This window comes from Methanobacterium lacus (genome assembly GCF_000191585.1).
In the GTDB taxonomy this organism is placed as follows: domain Archaea; phylum Methanobacteriota; class Methanobacteria; order Methanobacteriales; family Methanobacteriaceae; genus Methanobacterium_B; species Methanobacterium_B lacus.
The window spans coordinates 438,075-454,375 of the sequence record NC_015216.1 but is presented as its reverse complement, the minus strand read 5'-3'; the positions used below and the strand labels follow the sequence as shown (position 1 = coordinate 454,375).

14 protein-coding genes and 2 tRNA genes are annotated in these 16,301 nt (G+C 39.4%); 5 read left to right on the top strand and 11 right to left on the bottom strand.

Translation table 11 applies throughout. The features are described 5' to 3' along the window. Positions 1–76: 76 nt before the first annotated feature. Both METBO_RS02405 and METBO_RS02400 read right to left on the bottom strand, forming a co-directional pair. Positions 77–148 (bottom strand) — tRNA-Thr (locus METBO_RS02405). Positions 149–217: 69 nt separating this feature from the next. Beyond that, positions 218–301 (bottom strand) — tRNA-Leu (locus METBO_RS02400). 219 nt (positions 302–520) lie between these two features. Here METBO_RS02400 and METBO_RS02395 point away from each other — a divergent pair. The 4 genes from METBO_RS02395 (at position 521) to METBO_RS02380 (ending at position 4,016) form a co-directional block, all read left to right on the top strand. Then, positions 521–697, top strand: a complete 177-nt coding sequence (locus METBO_RS02395; protein WP_013644075.1) for a 4Fe-4S dicluster domain-containing protein — start codon at positions 521–523, stop codon at positions 695–697. Next, the gene (locus METBO_RS02390) at positions 687–1,847 is read left to right on the top strand and encodes an NAD(P)/FAD-dependent oxidoreductase (protein ID WP_227717235.1); all 1,161 of its coding nucleotides are present in this window, start codon (positions 687–689) and stop codon (positions 1,845–1,847) included. The genes METBO_RS02395 and METBO_RS02390 overlap by 11 nt, the downstream gene beginning before the upstream one ends. Before the next feature lie 147 nt (positions 1,848–1,994). Next, positions 1,995–3,365, top strand: coding sequence for a HEAT repeat domain-containing protein (locus tag METBO_RS02385; RefSeq protein ID WP_013644073.1), 1,371 nt, complete (start codon positions 1,995–1,997; stop codon positions 3,363–3,365). Positions 3,366–3,440: 75 nt separating this feature from the next. After that, positions 3,441–4,016 carry a methylated-DNA--[protein]-cysteine S-methyltransferase gene (locus METBO_RS02380; RefSeq protein WP_013644072.1) on the top strand — a complete coding sequence of 192 codons (576 nt, stop codon included), beginning with the start codon at positions 3,441–3,443 and terminating at the stop codon, positions 4,014–4,016. 62 nt (positions 4,017–4,078) lie between these two features. Here METBO_RS02380 and METBO_RS02375 read toward each other — a convergent pair whose 3' ends face one another. From METBO_RS02375 to METBO_RS02335, 9 genes are all read right to left on the bottom strand, one after another. Further along, the gene (locus tag METBO_RS02375) at positions 4,079–4,549 is read right to left on the bottom strand and encodes a 4Fe-4S dicluster domain-containing protein (RefSeq protein ID WP_013644071.1); all 471 of its coding nucleotides are present in this window, start codon (positions 4,547–4,549) and stop codon (positions 4,079–4,081) included. Between the two features lie 38 nt (positions 4,550–4,587). Then, positions 4,588–5,976 (bottom strand): acetyl-CoA decarbonylase/synthase complex subunit gamma, encoded by a 1,389-nt coding sequence (acsC, locus tag METBO_RS02370; RefSeq protein WP_013644070.1) that lies wholly within the window; start codon positions 5,974–5,976, stop codon positions 4,588–4,590. A 13-nt stretch (positions 5,977–5,989) separates the two neighbouring features. Next, positions 5,990–7,150 carry a CO dehydrogenase/acetyl-CoA synthase subunit delta gene (gene cdhD / locus METBO_RS02365; RefSeq protein WP_013644069.1) on the bottom strand — a complete coding sequence of 387 codons (1,161 nt, stop codon included), beginning with the start codon at positions 7,148–7,150 and terminating at the stop codon, positions 5,990–5,992. Between the two features lie 17 nt (positions 7,151–7,167). After that, positions 7,168–7,920 carry an ATP-binding protein gene (locus tag METBO_RS02360; RefSeq protein ID WP_013644068.1) on the bottom strand — a complete coding sequence of 251 codons (753 nt, stop codon included), beginning with the start codon at positions 7,918–7,920 and terminating at the stop codon, positions 7,168–7,170. Between the two features lie 29 nt (positions 7,921–7,949). After that, the gene (cdhC, locus tag METBO_RS02355; protein ID WP_013644067.1) at positions 7,950–9,356 is read right to left on the bottom strand and encodes a CO dehydrogenase/CO-methylating acetyl-CoA synthase complex subunit beta; all 1,407 of its coding nucleotides are present in this window, start codon (positions 9,354–9,356) and stop codon (positions 7,950–7,952) included. A 52-nt stretch (positions 9,357–9,408) separates the two neighbouring features. Continuing rightward, positions 9,409–9,921, bottom strand: coding sequence for a CO dehydrogenase/acetyl-CoA synthase complex subunit epsilon (gene cdhB, locus METBO_RS02350; RefSeq protein ID WP_013644066.1), 513 nt, complete (start codon positions 9,919–9,921; stop codon positions 9,409–9,411). Between the two features lies 1 nt (position 9,922). Beyond that, positions 9,923–12,268 (bottom strand): CO dehydrogenase/acetyl-CoA synthase complex subunit alpha, encoded by a 2,346-nt coding sequence (gene cdhA / locus METBO_RS02345; protein ID WP_013644065.1) that lies wholly within the window; start codon positions 12,266–12,268, stop codon positions 9,923–9,925. Positions 12,269–12,479: 211 nt separating this feature from the next. Next, positions 12,480–13,595, bottom strand: coding sequence for a type II secretion system F family protein (locus METBO_RS02340; RefSeq protein WP_013644064.1), 1,116 nt, complete (start codon positions 13,593–13,595; stop codon positions 12,480–12,482). 58 nt (positions 13,596–13,653) lie between these two features. Beyond that, positions 13,654–15,279: a CpaF family protein gene (locus METBO_RS02335; protein ID WP_013644063.1), complete on the bottom strand. Its 1,626-nt coding sequence runs from the start codon at positions 15,277–15,279 to the stop codon at positions 13,654–13,656. 65 nt (positions 15,280–15,344) lie between these two features. Here METBO_RS02335 and METBO_RS02330 point away from each other — a divergent pair, with 65 nt between their 5' ends. After that, positions 15,345–16,301, top strand: a complete 957-nt coding sequence (locus METBO_RS02330) for a 50S ribosomal protein L11 methyltransferase (RefSeq protein WP_227717234.1) — start codon at positions 15,345–15,347, stop codon at positions 16,299–16,301.

The following is a 16,301-nucleotide window of genomic DNA, read 5'->3' as shown; positions in this document are numbered from 1 at the left end:
AACACCAAAGAGTTATTTTAATTTAGCATGTTTAGTAAGGAGGATAATGTTATGGGAAAAAAATATTAAAAATATAAGCCTCAGGGGGGATTTGAACCCCCGGCCTATGCCTTACCAAGGCATCGCTCTACCCCTGAGCCACTGAGGCATTTTACAGGTATTAATAGTTGTAACTTAAAATTTTTACCTGTTCAACAAGATTAAAATTGAATAAAAGTGCAGGGGATGGGATTCGAACCCACGTAGGCCTACGCCAGAGGATCTTAAGTCCACCCCCTTTGGCCAGCTCGGGCACCCCTGCATACAATCGAAATTAGTTTACATCCTATATTAAGTTAACGGTTTTTTGTGGTTGTCATGTTCCTTTATCCTACAAATCTTAATAAACAAGGATGGAAAATCCCCTGTTGTTTAACAGATAATCATCCCACACTATTTGTTTCATTATTTACTCGACACAAATCTATATATGAAATTTGTTTAATATAATACATCAAAAATTGTAGGGTGGTATACAACGATGGAAGTCCAGTCAGAAAATTGTGGATACTGTGGATCTTGTGTAACTGTGTGTCCAGAAGGAATAATTGAACTCGCTGAAAACGGGTTGAATGTTGAGATAGGATGCACAGACTGTGGTAACTGCGTTTATGTATGTCCACTAGGAGCATTGATGGTGGGGAAGGATGATGACTAAGCTCAAGTACGATGTTGTTGTGGTTGGTGCGAGGGTAGGTGGATCAACTTCTGCACTCTTTGCATCAAAATCTGATGTTGATGTATTAATGCTTGAAAAGCGGCAGGAAATAGGGAGTCCAGTACAGTGTGCCGAGGGAGTCACTTACAACACATTTGAAACCCTCAAAATAAAACCAAACGAGAAGTACATAAGATCCAAAATTAAAGGTGCTAACATTCACGCACCCGACGGCAGATGCATCAACTATGAAGGAGGAGTTGCAGAAGGTCTTGTTTTGGATCGTAAGGTATTTGACAAAGAATTAGCATCCGAAGCAGCGAAATCAGGTTCTGATATCATGGTTAAGACTGCTGTTAAAGATCTAATAATTAAAGATCATAAAGTTTGTGGAGTGATTGCTAAACATCTGGGTGAAACCATTGAGGTAAAAGCAGACGTTGTGATCGCTGCAGACGGCATTGAATCAAACATGGCCAGAATGGCTGGTTTAAAAACCATCCAATCCCCACAGCAGATCTGTTCCTGTGCACAGTACGAAATGGTTGGGGTGGACGTAGATCCTAACTACCTGGAATTCTACTTTGGAGAAAATGTTGCACCCAAGGGGTACGTATGGATATTCCCTAAGGGAGACGGTGTAGCCAATGTAGGGGTGGGTATAAGGAGTCCTGGCAAAACACCACTCTACTACTTGGATAAATTTGTATCAAAATTAGATGCAACACCAGTTGAACTTAACATTGGCGGTGTGCCAGTGTCAGGTCCGATAGAAAAAACTTATACCGATGGTTTATTAGTTGTTGGAGATGCAGCAGGGCACGTTGATCCAATTACTGGAGGTGGAATACACCCCACAATAACTTGTGCAAGAATTGCGGGAGAAGTGGCTGCAGAGTCTGTAAAAAATGAGGATTGTTCCTCAAACTACCTCAAAAACTATGAAAAACTTTGGAAAAAAGAAGTTGGAAAGGGTTTATCCCAATCTGCTAAGTACCGTAAAATGGCAGATAAACTCAGTGACAAAGATATGAATTCTCTTGCTGAGTTTATTGAAAACCAGGACATTGAATCCATATCCAAGATAGCTGCATTGAAATTTGTGGGAAAAAATCCAAATTTAATGAAGTTATTAACGGAAATTCTGTAGATTAAATTGTTAAATACTAAAAAAAAGGTTAAATAGTTTTCAATATTAATTGGTAAGATTAAACGCCAAATTATTTATTTGAAAACTCCCATATTTTAATTATTAACATTATTATGAACTTTCGTGTTAAAGGATGTGAATTCATAGATGGATTCAATTGAACAAGAATTCAACCCAGATATTGAATTGATGGAAGAATCAAAAGATGTTGATGGGCTGATCAGAGCTTTAAAAAATGAAGATTATTTAATAAGGAAAGATGCTGCAATTTCACTCAAAAGACTTGGTGATGAAAGAACAGTTGGAGCATTGATTGAATCCTTGAAATATGAAAGCTGGCAGGACGAATTTACTGTTCTTATTGCTGTTAGAGAAAATTCAGCAGAAGCCCTGGGAATAATTGGGGATAAAATAGCAGTACCTGCATTAATAGAAACCCTTCTTGTGGATTCTGATGAAGAAGTTCGTTGGAAGGCAGCTGCAGCACTTGGTAGGTTGAAGGATGACAGAGGAGTAGATGCCCTAATAACTGCCCTCAACGATGTTAGTTGGGCTGTAAGAAGGAATGCTACCATAGCACTGGGAGATATTGGAAATGAAAAAGGTTATGAACCTCTTTTAAATTCTCTCACAGATTCTGATTGGCATGTGAGGAAGTATGCAGCCATCGCACTTGGAAAAATTGGGGACGAACGGGCGATCAAACCTCTCGTGAACACCCTCAAGGATACTGACAGTGATGTTAGATGGAAATCTGTTATGGCCCTCGGAAAAATTGGTAAACCCGCGGTTGGAGAACTGTTAAAATCATTTGACACTGATGATTGGCAACTCCGATCCCAGATCGCTGTGGTTCTGGGAAAAATTAAAGATGAAAGGGCTGTGGAACCACTGATCGATTCTCTTTATAACTCAAGATATAAAAACCAGAACAAATACGTTCGAGGCCGTATTATCGAAGCTTTAGGAAATATTGGTGATGAAAGAGCCGTAGATGCCCTAATAAATGCCCTTGATGACCAGTACATATACGTGAGAATTAAAGCTGAGGAAGCCCTAAAAAAAATTCAGGCCCTTGGAAAAGGTTCATGGATCGTTAATTTTGAAAACGGTGAAATTTCATTCGAATATCCTAATAAATGGGAGATAATTGAAACTACTGATGATAAAAAAGTTATTATTGGTGGTGTTGCCAACAACTCAATACATTTCTCCATTAACAGGAATGAAGAGGCTGAAGACATAAGTGCAGAGGAATTTGCAGAAATTCTTAAGAATGTGTTCATGATGCAAAATAGTAGTATCACATCTGAGATGGGTTTTATTTCCAGAGGCATGGAAACCTATATACTGGTGGGTGAAAACCCCCATGGATCATCAGTGACCAAGATAATGATAGTTGCCTATAAAAAGAAGGACATGTTGTACTACTTGTGGTTTGCTGGTGAACCCGACAACTTCGAAATATTTAACGACGATGTAGATCTCATAGTAGATAGTTTTAAGATTCTTACCTAAAAAAATAACTTTTGGAGATGTTATTCATTCTAAGTTTATGAAAATAGATTGAAGACTTTGGGTTGGTTGATAACTATGAATAAAAGAAAGGATCTAGTGATAATTTCAATTCATAAAACTAACAAACTATACTTCGCAGCAGCATTTTCCCAAAAGGGAAAGATCGTAAGGATAGCACTCCCCCAAACCAACCTTGAAGATTTGGTAACTGAAATATCAAATTACCATCCTAAATTCATAATAAATAATATGTACGATGAGATCGTTGGGATTATTGCCGAAATATACCATGGAAACACGTCAAACTTCGACATTGAACTCCTTGAACTGAATATTTCCAATGAATCCTCCCATGAAACTGCTACACTGAACACTACCTTTGAAAGGGATGTTATTTTAGAAGTTGCTTCAATACCACACGGTCAGGTAAAAACCTACAAAGAAATTGCCACAGCTGTGAAAACCCAAGGTTACAGAGCAGTAGGAACAGCTATAGGCAAAAATCCATTCCCAATTGTTGTTCCCTGCCATAGAGTTGTTAGGTCTGATGGTAAGATTGGAGGTTTTAGGGGAGGAAAACAAATGAAAATTGAAATGCTCATTAATGAAGGATTCAAAATAAAATCAGATAAAATATTGCTCGAAAAATAAAAAAAATTGGGATTCAAAATTCTATTTTAATTTTAGGTTAAGAAGAAAAATGGAAGATTTAATCATATCTTCTCTTGGTATATCTTCATTGCCTCTTCAATTATGTCAGCAAATGTTGTGTCGTCCTTGAGATCTTCTAGATCCTCCACAGAGAAAACCTTTAAAACATTGTCTTTACATGCTTCAACACAAGCTGGAAGAATTCTGTCCTCCTTTTCAAAACACAATGTACATTTCTGCGTGGATTTCTTTTCGAGATCCATAACCATCATCCCGACTGGACATGAGATCATGCATAGTCTGCAGAGTATGCAAGCATCCTCATCAACCATCAACACTCCATCTTCTTCCTTTATTGCATTGGTTGGACATATTCTTGCACATGGAGCCTTATCAGGATGACAGTGCATACAGAAGAGAGGTACGGTGGATGTTTTTTTCACCCTTGAAACTCCGTGTTCTTCCTTGCACGCTGTGACACAGTCCTTGCACTCGGTGCACATTCTTGGATCTACTACCATCAATGTCTTCATTGAATCATTCCCATGAAATTTTTAGTTTGTTCATCTTTTTACTTGGCTTCCTGTTTTTCTTCTAGTTTGTGGAAGAAATCAGGCATACCTGAAGAGTCCCTTGGACCTACCAGAACTTCCCATCCTGAATCATCCTCTATTTCACCGCTAATTGGTGCTGCTAGACCTGGTATGATCAGAGTTCTTGTTTTAACTTTATCTTCTATACCAGAATCTTTAATCAATTCTGCTACAGATGCTCCAGTTAACTGTCCCCCTGCAAGAGAAACATCAACTGCACGTCCTTCTGTATCTAATACAAGTAAGTAACAGTTAGATTTTCCAGATTTAAGATCTCCTTCTACCGTGTAGTAGGTGAGTGCGAAGTTGGTTGTGAGTGCCACTGGTGAGTCTTCATTTAATTCACCAAACTCGTACAGCCCTGCATCAACTGCCTGCGGCTTCCTCGGATCTGTGAAAACACTTTGACGTAATGTTAAAACTGGTATAAGTTCCCATATGTTGGTTCCATGAATTATTAACATATCCGCATATTTATTCATCAAAGTGGCTGCTACTGTTGCCTCTTTTATACCACCCTGTATTTCATCCTTCTCATACAACCATGTTAAAGCTGGAATTCCCATAATTGGGAATCTGAAATCCTCATCCCTCTCTTCGATGGCCAGTCTTCTGATCATGACGAAGTTATCAAGTGTATCACCGATTCCATCGTTGACATAGGTACCTGGATCAAGAACTAGTTCATGAACACCCTTGGATCGAAGAATATTTGAGATCTCCTTCATCTTCTCCAGATCGTTGGGAACAAAAATTGCCAGTGGACAATCATATTCCAGTGCCAGTTCAGCCATTTCATCGAAGTTGTTTTCGGTTGCAGCATAAATCAGTGGCCTTTCATCACCCACATTTTCTAGGGCAGCTTTCATTGCAACAGGATCCAATGAACACAGTACCAATGGTAATTTTGATGATTTTAGTTTTGAAGCAGTTTCAGCAAATTTATCAGCATTTCCCGAAGAATTTCTCAAAGCTATACCATCTAAAACTAATGTTTCACCGGTACGCTCAAATTCAGATTCTTCGATGATTTTTACTCGCTGTGCAAGTGCTTCTTCATCCATGTCATCGTTAACATCAATTATGATTGGTGTTTGATTGTAGTAGGTGAGTTCATATCTGTAAAGTACTTCGTCCCCACCAACTACGAAGGTTTTATCCCTTTTTCCTATGGTGATTTCCCTTACAGCAGGTGCAAGTAGATTTTCGAGTTCTTCCATTTCATTGGCAGCCAACTGTGTACACAGTTCAAGGTCAGTTTCCTTGTCGGACAGTTTGGTTGCGAAGGCCATGCATGAAGCCTCTCCACACTTTGCACAGTTTGTTTTAGGGAGTAACCTGTAAATTTCCATTGCAGTAACTTGCAATTTTATTACCTCCTTATTCTAATTCAGTGATCCAGTTTGTGATATCAGGGACATCTGTAGACAGGTAATCCCTGGTGAATGTGTTTCCTATTTCTTTAAGCATTTTTACTGATGATGGATGCAACATCATGAATATGTCAACTCCACACAGCATCATGGTTAATCCGGTTATTATTTCCCAAATTGGGCCACGATATGCTGTTGGACCCCATTCATCCTTCTTCATCCATGCTTCACGTGAACCCCATGCATTGGTTGTTCCTGAAGACATTGGCATCTGCAGGTCGGTGTCTCCCTTGAGGGCTGCCAACCTTGTTCTGGTTATCACATCGATGGAAAATTCTATTCCGTAACCCAATGCACAGGTGGTTGGATCCATCACAATATCGTTTTGTGTCAGCCCCTCTTTCATGAGGTACTTGTTCAGTGTTTTTTGCATGTTCACATCAGTTATTGCCCATGAAAGAACTGCATGATTGTAATCCACAGCAGCCTTTGCAACCCTTTTGTAATCAAGATCAAGATTTGCCGAAGCAAGCAAACATCTTTCGCCCTCTGCAGCCTGAGCAGCTGCTTCAAGCACTATTGGGTCCTTAACAGGATCTCCAGAAGCACCTATAACAAGGGGAACCTTAACTGCCTGAAGAACTTCTTCAATATCTTGAGCTGCCTGACGCGGTGTCTTGTCCATTACCTTCGGACCAGTTCCAATGAGGTGTATGGTGATCATGTTGGCACCGTAGTCTTTAACAGCTTTTTTAGCCCATTCCCCAGGATGTTCCATAACATCACCAAAATGTTCCCTTATTGGCTTTGGAAGTCCCGGCATTGGAATATCAAATACATCGAAGGTTACAACAGGAGGGTTTGGTTGAGGTTCTTCAAATCTGTAAAGAGCTTTCTGCCCACCTAAGAAGACCGATTTCCGTGAACCTGCCCCAAGTTGAACTTCTGCAACCTCTCCAGGCCAGTTGTGAACTGGAGGTGCAAATGGGTCCATGGTTGGCAGTACCTCCCTTGCAACTTCAGCTTGCTTTTGAGCCACTTGCTGCACCATTCTTTGGACGGCCGGCATTATTTGAATCTCCAGCTCATCAAAGTCCATTCTAAAATCATTTATTTCTATGGTGTCTGTATTTTCCAGTAGTTTAAGAAGTTGTGTCATTTTATCCATTGATACACATCCTTAATTCATTTTAAAATCCTAGATACTATGTTTGAAACAGTTTGAACAGATTCAGAATCATTTGAAAGATTTATCAACGGAATCCCTTCAACATCATATTCTGCTACTTGACTATCTTCGTATATGGTTCCAATTATTTCAATACCTGTATCTTCGGCTTTTTTAAGTATTAAATCTTCATTTTTCGGAGTAATTCTATTTACAACTAAGAATATATTTTTAAAGTTGATATCAAGTTCATTTGCCAGTTCACCAATTCTTTGAGCAGTTAACATTCCTCTTTTAGATTTATCGGTTACAACAAGCATTGTATCTACATTTTGTGTAGTTCTTCTGCTTAAATGTTCAAGCCCGGCTTCTGTATCAATAACAATGTAATCGTAGTTCTTTGACAATGTTTCAATGATCTTCCTCAGTATGTTGTTGACTGCACAGTAACAACCACTTCCCTCAGGTCTTCCCATTACAAGCAAGTCAAATTTAGGTGTTTCGATAACGGCTTCCATGATCTTGTAGTCCAAAATATCCCATTTATTCATTTCTTTGGGGATATTTCCCTGGGCCGTGTCGATCTTGAGTTCTTCCCGTACATCCCCCACAGTTTTAAGCACTTCCACACCCAATGCCTCCGGAAGGTTGGAGTCAGGGTCTGCATCAATTGCTAGCACATCCTTACCCTTTTCCGATAGTTCCTTGATTAAAAGGGATGAAAGAAGGGTCTTACCTGTTCCGCCCTTACCACTTACAGCTATTATCACTAGATAGTCTCCATTTTCGTGTTAAGAATTTATTTCTTTTTTATTATAACTTTCTCAGCGTAGATTTTTGCATTTTTAAAGATAATTTTCATTCCACCGGAGGAAGGTACTGTGAGTTCTGGTACGTATCCTACTTGTTGCATTGGAGCTTCGTCCACCATGAATTCAGATCCAGTGGCGGTTTCTTCAACAACTTCTTCTGTTTCAACATCTTGAGCTGCTGATTTTTTAGACTCTTTTAACCTTTCAACAACAGGATGTTCGTGCTCCCTTAAGAATTTTCTTATTTCTTTGATGCTGTTGGCTTCTTCCTCTGTAGGAATTTTATCAGCCAGATCTTCAGGTATGAACTCAATTAAAGAATCTTTTATCGCCTTTGGCAACCATATTATACGCTCGTATCCACCATCAGCTTGTAAAAACTTGGGGGAACGCATATATTCCAAACTTAAACCTGCAAATCCTTCCACCTGTTTACCTCCAGAACACTGCCCTGCCATTGCGGAAAATGGAATTCCTAGGGGTGTTTCTCCTTTATAATCCCTATCAACAATTCCAATTCCATCTAATTCAGGGATGTAAAATGCTACAGCTTCAAAACATCCGCAGGATGTGTGTGGATAACCGAAAACACTGTGAAGATATACTCGGTCTACAGTACCCTGGGATTTGTCTGCCATAACTGTATTCACATTTACATATTCACCTTTAACATCATCCAATACTTCTCCCTTTTCAATTTCAAATATTGGGCCATCAGGATCCATTTTTGCAGCAGCTCTGCAGTCAAACCAGTTTATAGCCCCACATAAAGCTGTTCTGTCTGGTGTTACCACGCAGGTATGGGTTGGTGCAAAGGACTGGCACATGACACACCCATAAAACACATCCACATCCTCATCAGAAAGTTCACGTGCCTTGGCGTCCCTTTCTTCGTACTGTTTGGATGCATTGTCAAGGAATGTTTCAACCTCTTCTCGGTCAGTTAAAACTTTGATGGAAATTGCTTCAATAATTGGAAATTCTTCCTTAAATAATATTGAAATTGCTTTTCCAAGGTGTTCAAATCCAAAACCTGATTCTACGGCTTCCTTGCTCACACGACACCATATTTGGTCTCGTTGATTGAGGTGCATGAATCCTTTGATGTAGTTACAGAGTTCGTGAGTTCGACGTTCTATAACACCTTCAAGTTCTTTTTCCAATTTTTCGCCCTTGATCTGAATTAAAAGACCGAAAGGGTAGATTTCACCCTCAGTCATCCCATTTAGATCAGGTCCGATAACTTCTATCTTCCCATCTTCTACATCTTCTTCTACTTGAACAAGTTCTGCCCCAATGGACTTGGGACCAGCAAGTTCAACGAACATGTTCGCTGCCCTTATCCTTTCTCCCTCATACATGGGGCTGACATCCACAGGTATATCTTCAAACATTGAATTCCTCCAAATCAGTGTTTTCTGCTATAAGATTCAACAGATGTTTAATTTAATTTAATTTCATTTTTTCTAAGTATTTCGACCATTCTTCATCATTCATGTTAGGAAATGAAGCATCTGCATTGGAATGGAAATATTTGCACAGGGTCAGTGTTTTCAAGTGTGGTGCGAAGTGTTTCAGCGTTGAAAGACCCTGAGAAGCCATATAATAAATGCCCCCTACAAAAATGACAAGGTCGTGCTGTCCTTCACCCCTAATACCTTTCCACTCGGGATCCTTAAGAAGGTTCAATATTTCCACTGTACCATATGATTTTGTTTCAACATTTCTCTCAGAAAATATTTTGAATGTATCTGCAGTAGTTACAACAGGCAGATCCCATTTCTCAGCTATTTCAATTGAATGTGTTAGAAGGGGTTCTTCCTTGGCCAGTGGTCCAATAACAAGCAAAGGCCGTTTAGCCTTTTTCATCATCATTTTTGCTGTTTCAGGCGTTACTAGTAGGGCCTGTTTAGGTCCGGCAATTACCGTTGGCTGCCATGGAATTACTCTTTCGTTCATCTTAATCACCTTTCATATCCATTAAAGATGGTTCTTGAGGAATTTCACGCGGTTTCCAGTTATTTTCCTCTAAGATCTGCATTACATCCCTTTTGTAGGTTATTGGAATGTCCTTTTCCACTCTTACGAATTTGTAAATATCGTGGGGTAACGTTCCAAAGTACTTTTTATTGAGATCTATGTAATGATTTAATTTCAGTTGCCTGCCTTTAGAGGTATCATTGGGCCTTATGCATAACTTTGCAGTCATCACAGTTGCTTCTCCAATGGTCTCTGCAGCGTACAAGAGATGTTCTGGAGCAGGTTCACCAGCAACCTCAGTGTGCTTTCTAAGGTCATTTATTCTCCAGGAATCTTCCTTATCAGTTCTTCCTAGGAATAAACGCCTATATTTAGATGCTTGTGGGCCCACAACAACAGGTATGCCCCACCGATTTACTCCCGTAGCAATTGCAGCTGCTTTTTGTGAATATGCTCCCCATGCAACTCCACAAGCTCCAACCCTGTTTAGGATGTAATCAGCAATTTCTTCGAAGTTTCCTTCGAGTGGTTTTTTGGCAAATATATTGGCTATTTTGATGGCAACTCCAGGAATATGAGCGTTTGATACACATGACCCCATATTTACCAGGCCTTTAGCATCAAATGATCCACTGTACCTTTCATATAGAGTATTGCCTTCTTCATCCCTGTATTCTCCCAGGGTCATTGCTCCACATCCAGTTGTTACCACTATGTAGTTTCTCTCCAAGAATTCCTCTGCCATTTTTGCAACTTCTTCCCCACCATCAGGATAGTTAGTGCAACCTACAAATGCTATGACTCCTGGAATGTCTCCAAGTACGATTGGTGCACCTACCCTTCTGACTTCCACATCTTGAACTGGTCCTCTTCCTGCTCGAACATTGTATTTTTGGTTCTCAAGATCTTTTTCTCCTACCTTTGCCATCATAGATATGATAGGTATGTCCCTAGGACATTCCTGCTCACACCTGCCACAGGAGTAACATACATCGTTTTTGTAAAGTTCTTCCATCTTTGAGATGTCACCCTCACCTGCGGCAACCACAGCATCCATCATTGGTAGGCTGTTTGGGCACACACGAACACACCATTCACATTCTGTGCATTTTTTTGCAAATTCCACAACTTCGTCCATGTCAGGCAGTACCTGAACTTTGGATCTTTCTCCAGATGTTTTCATTGCAACTTTGGTAGCTACTTCACCAACCTTATCTGGGTTGAGTATTAATGCACCATCTATCTGGTTGTTTATGAGTTCTGAAACGATTTTATCTGCATCTTCATTGGTTTTATCAGGAAGACCCAAACACATTTTGTCAGTTGTTGCTATGACTACTGCGTTGTTTTTCTTAGCTTCTTCAAGAACATCTGTTCTTATGCACTGTTCATCAACAACTATAACATCAGCAACCCCACTTCTTATGAATTTAAGCTGTTTTGATATGGGACCTACAATTTTCGCATTGTGGTTGTAACGCGTGATATCTATGGCGGCACAACAAATTCCACAAACCTCAAGGTCATCCTCCAACTCTTGATCCTCAAGATAATCCATTATTCCAGCTCCAGGAGCCACGTTGTGTCCTATGCAGAGAATAACTGGTTTTTCCCTGTCAATGGTTCCCACTCCGAGTTCAACTAGAGGTGCTTCGGGATCACCCTTAGGAAGATCTAGCGCCACAATCTGTGCAATATCACCAACTTCCTTTCCTAGGTTATCCATTAAACCTGCATGAAGAGCTTTAGATTCAAAATCCTTACTGTTTCCTTCTTGACCAGTGTGACATGCGGATAAAAGATGTACCATCTGTTCTTCAAGATAATCCAATGCCTCCTTGAGATCTCCAAGTACTTTGGGTTTTTTACCAATTAAAGTCCTCATTATAGGTGCTTCAATATCTATATCCATTCCCAAATCTATTGGAAAATCATCCCCTTTTTTCTCTATCAGATACTCTACAAGATGTCTTGCATGACCAGAATGGGCCGCTGATCCTATGCAACATGCAAGAAGAATAGTCCTTGCTTGTTGAGTTTCAGCATCAATTCCACATGCTCCCCTCTTATTTAGAAGATCACACTTTCCATATGTACATAAACAGCACATATCACAGAAAGGTGAATAAAATGGGGGATATCTTTCAAGCAGCTTCATGTCCCACGATCTAAGATCTGTTACATTCGGCTTTTGAGTGGGACCCATGACCACAGATGATTCATCTGTAGATTCAATCCCCTCTTTCGATATAATATCTCCTATTGATATCTTGAAATCCTTTGTTTTCCAAAAATCGGCTTTAAATTCCTTAGGTTTAGGTGCCATGACTATCACCAAATTATTAATGATTTATAATGATGTTTTTTCTTTTGTATGTATCAAATATATAAATATGTGGTATTACGAATCAATGAAACTGCTATGTTATAATAGCTTAAAAGAGCTTTGAACGCTTGATCGGCAATAACCATCAATGATTTTGAATCTGTATAAATGAAAAAAAGTATGACAACTTTTTGTGTTGTACCGAACAAATTCAAACTTGTGGTTCAAGTCTTTTAATCATAAATGCCATAAATGCAACTATCATAGGAAACAAAAATAGATACAGGATTAATAGAAGCATTGGAGGTAAAACTGAACCCATAACAGTTGAAGCTGCTATCAACATAATCATGGTGATAACTGGGCCCAAAATGGCTACGAACATGTAAATCATGGTAAATGAGTTAAGTTTTTGGGAATAATCCTTGAGTTTCATTCTCATTTCATAGGCCGTATCATCAGCTATCACATTTAATGTCTTTGCAAGATCCCCACCACTCGAAAGGGTTCTTGTGATCTGATATATGGCCCTTTTTAAACCTTCAGAGTTAACCCTTTCACTCATATCAGTAAGAGCCTTCTCTGTGGTTTCCCCATATTTAATTTCTTCAAGAGCCCTTGCAAATTCTTCTGAAAGTGCACCATAACCCGAAAGAGCAACAGAACGCATACTATCATGCATACCTATTCCTGCCCTTAATTCTGTTGCCATTTGTCTAAGAGCAAATGGAAGTTCCCTAGATGCCTCATTGGATCGTGACCCCTTTTTGATATTGGGAAGGAACACAAAAATAATCGAGATCATCAAGATGATGAGTCCAAAAACTGCCCCAACAAGCACTCCAAATCCCAACACGATCATCAACATGAAAACGACTACGAAGGATATTCCTCCAATAACCATGATCAACTTGGGCTCTAAATCTGCCTTTTCATCTTCTTTAAGAAGTTCTTCGAGTGATGCCTTTTTATAAGCTTCTTTTTGAGCATCCTCAGGTTTGGGAGTGGTATCTCCACGGTCATATTTCTTGTCAATGAGATCCTTGAAGATTTCTATCTCATCTTTATCCATCCGCATTTTCTCGATAACACGAGGAGATCTTCTTTTTACTGTACTCTGAGTTTTAGAAGTAAAACTAAATCCCTTAGATGATTCTTTAGCCTTTGATGAAGATCTTTTAATGCCTGATCTGACTTTTCCAGCCCTGTTACCTATACCATTCAACTTTTCAACTGGAACAGATACTCCTTCACCAACTTTTTTAGTTGAATCAACAGTGATCCCTCCCAATCTATTGAAAAAATGTTTGAGCCCCTCAAAAACCATTGTAACCACCAGAGTATAATATTAAATCTGCACACCCACTTAAATATACTAATTAAAGTTAGAGAATCTGTTCAAGTATTTCATCAGGATCCTTGTAGTAGTTGTGGATGAATGTTCCCACTTCCGATATCGAACGGATGTTGTTATCAGCCAAATACTCTAAAAGTAGCCTTCTTTTCTCTATTTCTTCCTCAATTTCTGTTATACCTATTCCTCTAAGGTCTGCTATTTCCCTAAGGGTTTGACTGGCAATTCCCACATATTCAACTTTATCAGTGACATTATTCCATTCAAAAACTCTGTTTAATTGAACATTGCCCTCTTCCATACCCACAACTTCTGCAACTTCTGTTACTCTCCTAATTGAACCGCCTTCAGGCCGATACATCCTATTTTGCATTATTATGAAGTCCAATGCAGGAATCATTATTGTTGGAACTTGCATAGGAGGATTAACCAATCTTGTAACGGTTTCTCTTGCTGTGTTTGAGTGAACAGTACCCATTCCAGAGTGTCCTGTGTTTAAAGCTGTGAACAAAGTCACAGCTTCTCCACCCCTTACTTCTCCAACGATCACTCTGTCTGGTCTTTGCCTTAAAGAGTTTTTCACCAGGATGTCCATGGTTAGTTCACCCTTTCCCTCAATGTTTGGTGGACGAGTTTCCATCCTCAAAACATGGGTGTGGGGAAGTTGAAGTTCTAATGTATCTTCAATGGTAATTATCCTTTCACGAGGAGGAGTAAATGCAGTTATAGCATTTAAAGTGGTTGTTTTACCAGAACCCGTACCTCCAGCTATGATTGCGTTGCATGGTTTAACTCCAAGTCCGTCTGTGCAGACCCATAAAAAACCAGCTAAATGAGATGATAATGTTTTAAAATTAATTAAATCAACAATCGTCAGTGGATCTTTTCTAAATTTCCTGATGGTCAATGTAGCACCATCTGCAGATACTGGGGGAATTGTAGCATTCACCCTTGAACCATCTGGCAATCTAGCATCCAATATTGGTGTTTGCTGATCAATTCTTCTGTTCACCTGCCTGGCAATAACATCAATTATGGCCTTGATCTCTGCATCGTCATCAAAAATAACGTTGGTGATCATCATTCCAATTTTTCGATGGTAAACAAAAACATTCTTGTTGATTCCAATGACCATAATTTCCTCTAGATCATCGTCTTTGATCATTGGATCTAGCTGCCCATAACCCAACATCTCTTGGGAAATCTGGGTGGCAAGTCTGTCCACATCCCTAACACCCTTGCTCCTTAAAAATTCCTTGACCTCTCCAATAAAGCTACCCTCATCAATCCTGAAATCTTCACCCTGAGCAACAGCAACTTCAACCAGTTTTTCCCTTACCTCGTTGAAGATCTGTCTTTCGTTGTCTGAAAATTTAGGAAGGTTTACATTGTAGTTGGGTATGAGACCATCCTCAACAATCTCAGCTTTAAGCACGTTAGAAACTTTCTTAACAGTTTTAGGGCGCCTAGTAGGTCGTTTCATGACCTTATCAAGATTAAACTCAGGTTCTTCAGAGTCTTCAGAAGATTCTTCAATTACTTCTTCTTTATCCTCTGATTTGCTCCTAAAAATGTCATTAGATTCTTCAGCAACATCGTCGTCTGAAGCAAATTCCCCTAAAAGATCCCTTAGGATTTCTTTTCGTTTATCTTTCATAACTCTCAACTATTTATATTAATTATCCAATATTTAAGCATATGGAAATCCAGTGTGGGTGTGGGTTGGGTTGTGTCGAGAAGGCAGATACCATTTTAAATGGAATTACAGAGATTAACCGTCCCTGTGAAAACTGCTTAAGACCCAATCTTAAAAAGTTCAAACCATTAATGGAACAGATGGACCTTGAAGAACTCGATGCAAATTATGGAAGATGCAACTGCAAAAAAAGACACCTTGATTTGGTGATGGGACACGTACTAAAAATACTCATTGAAACTGGTGACAGAGATAAAAAATCCACTCTCAGAAACTGCTGCACACCACTAATAACACCAGCATACCCCTCAAATACTGCACCTTACCTTTCAGAAAATTCAGTGGTAATATTAACCGATAAAGTAACGAAAGAATCTGCGGTAAAAATCGTCAAAGAGGTTCCAGAAATAAAGGGAGTAATCAGAGGAGACATTAAAAGGGTTGTGGGTATAAAGGATGCCAATTCCAAACCCAATGTGTATGAACTTCTTTCTGGTTGTGATATGCGTTGTGATATAGTTTCCACTCAACATGGCCCTATATGCATCTACAGGAAACAATCCCAGATCCACTTGGAATTCTCAAAACCAGTGCCCCCCAAGGTACAGATGCTCGAAAAATATCTGGATAAATATGAAAATCCTCGGGTGATGGATTGTACTTGTGGGCCCGGAACCTTGGGAATAGCTTCCCTTAAGCATGGTGCCAAACATGTGGTTTTTAACGATTTGTGGCATCCTTCCATCGAAATGACTGTTTTAAATCTTGAAGTAAATGGTTTTGAAGTTGAATCTTTACATTCAAAGGGTAGTTTGGTTGCAGAAGGTAAAAATTTCAAGGTTTACTGTGCCGATATCATGGAACTTAAGGACGATATTGATGAAAAATTTGATCTGTGCATAGTGGACACCTTCCCAGGTGTGGACAACGATGAATTTGTTGAAGCTGTGAGCAAAATTTGTTCAGAAGTGGTTGTTATCTAA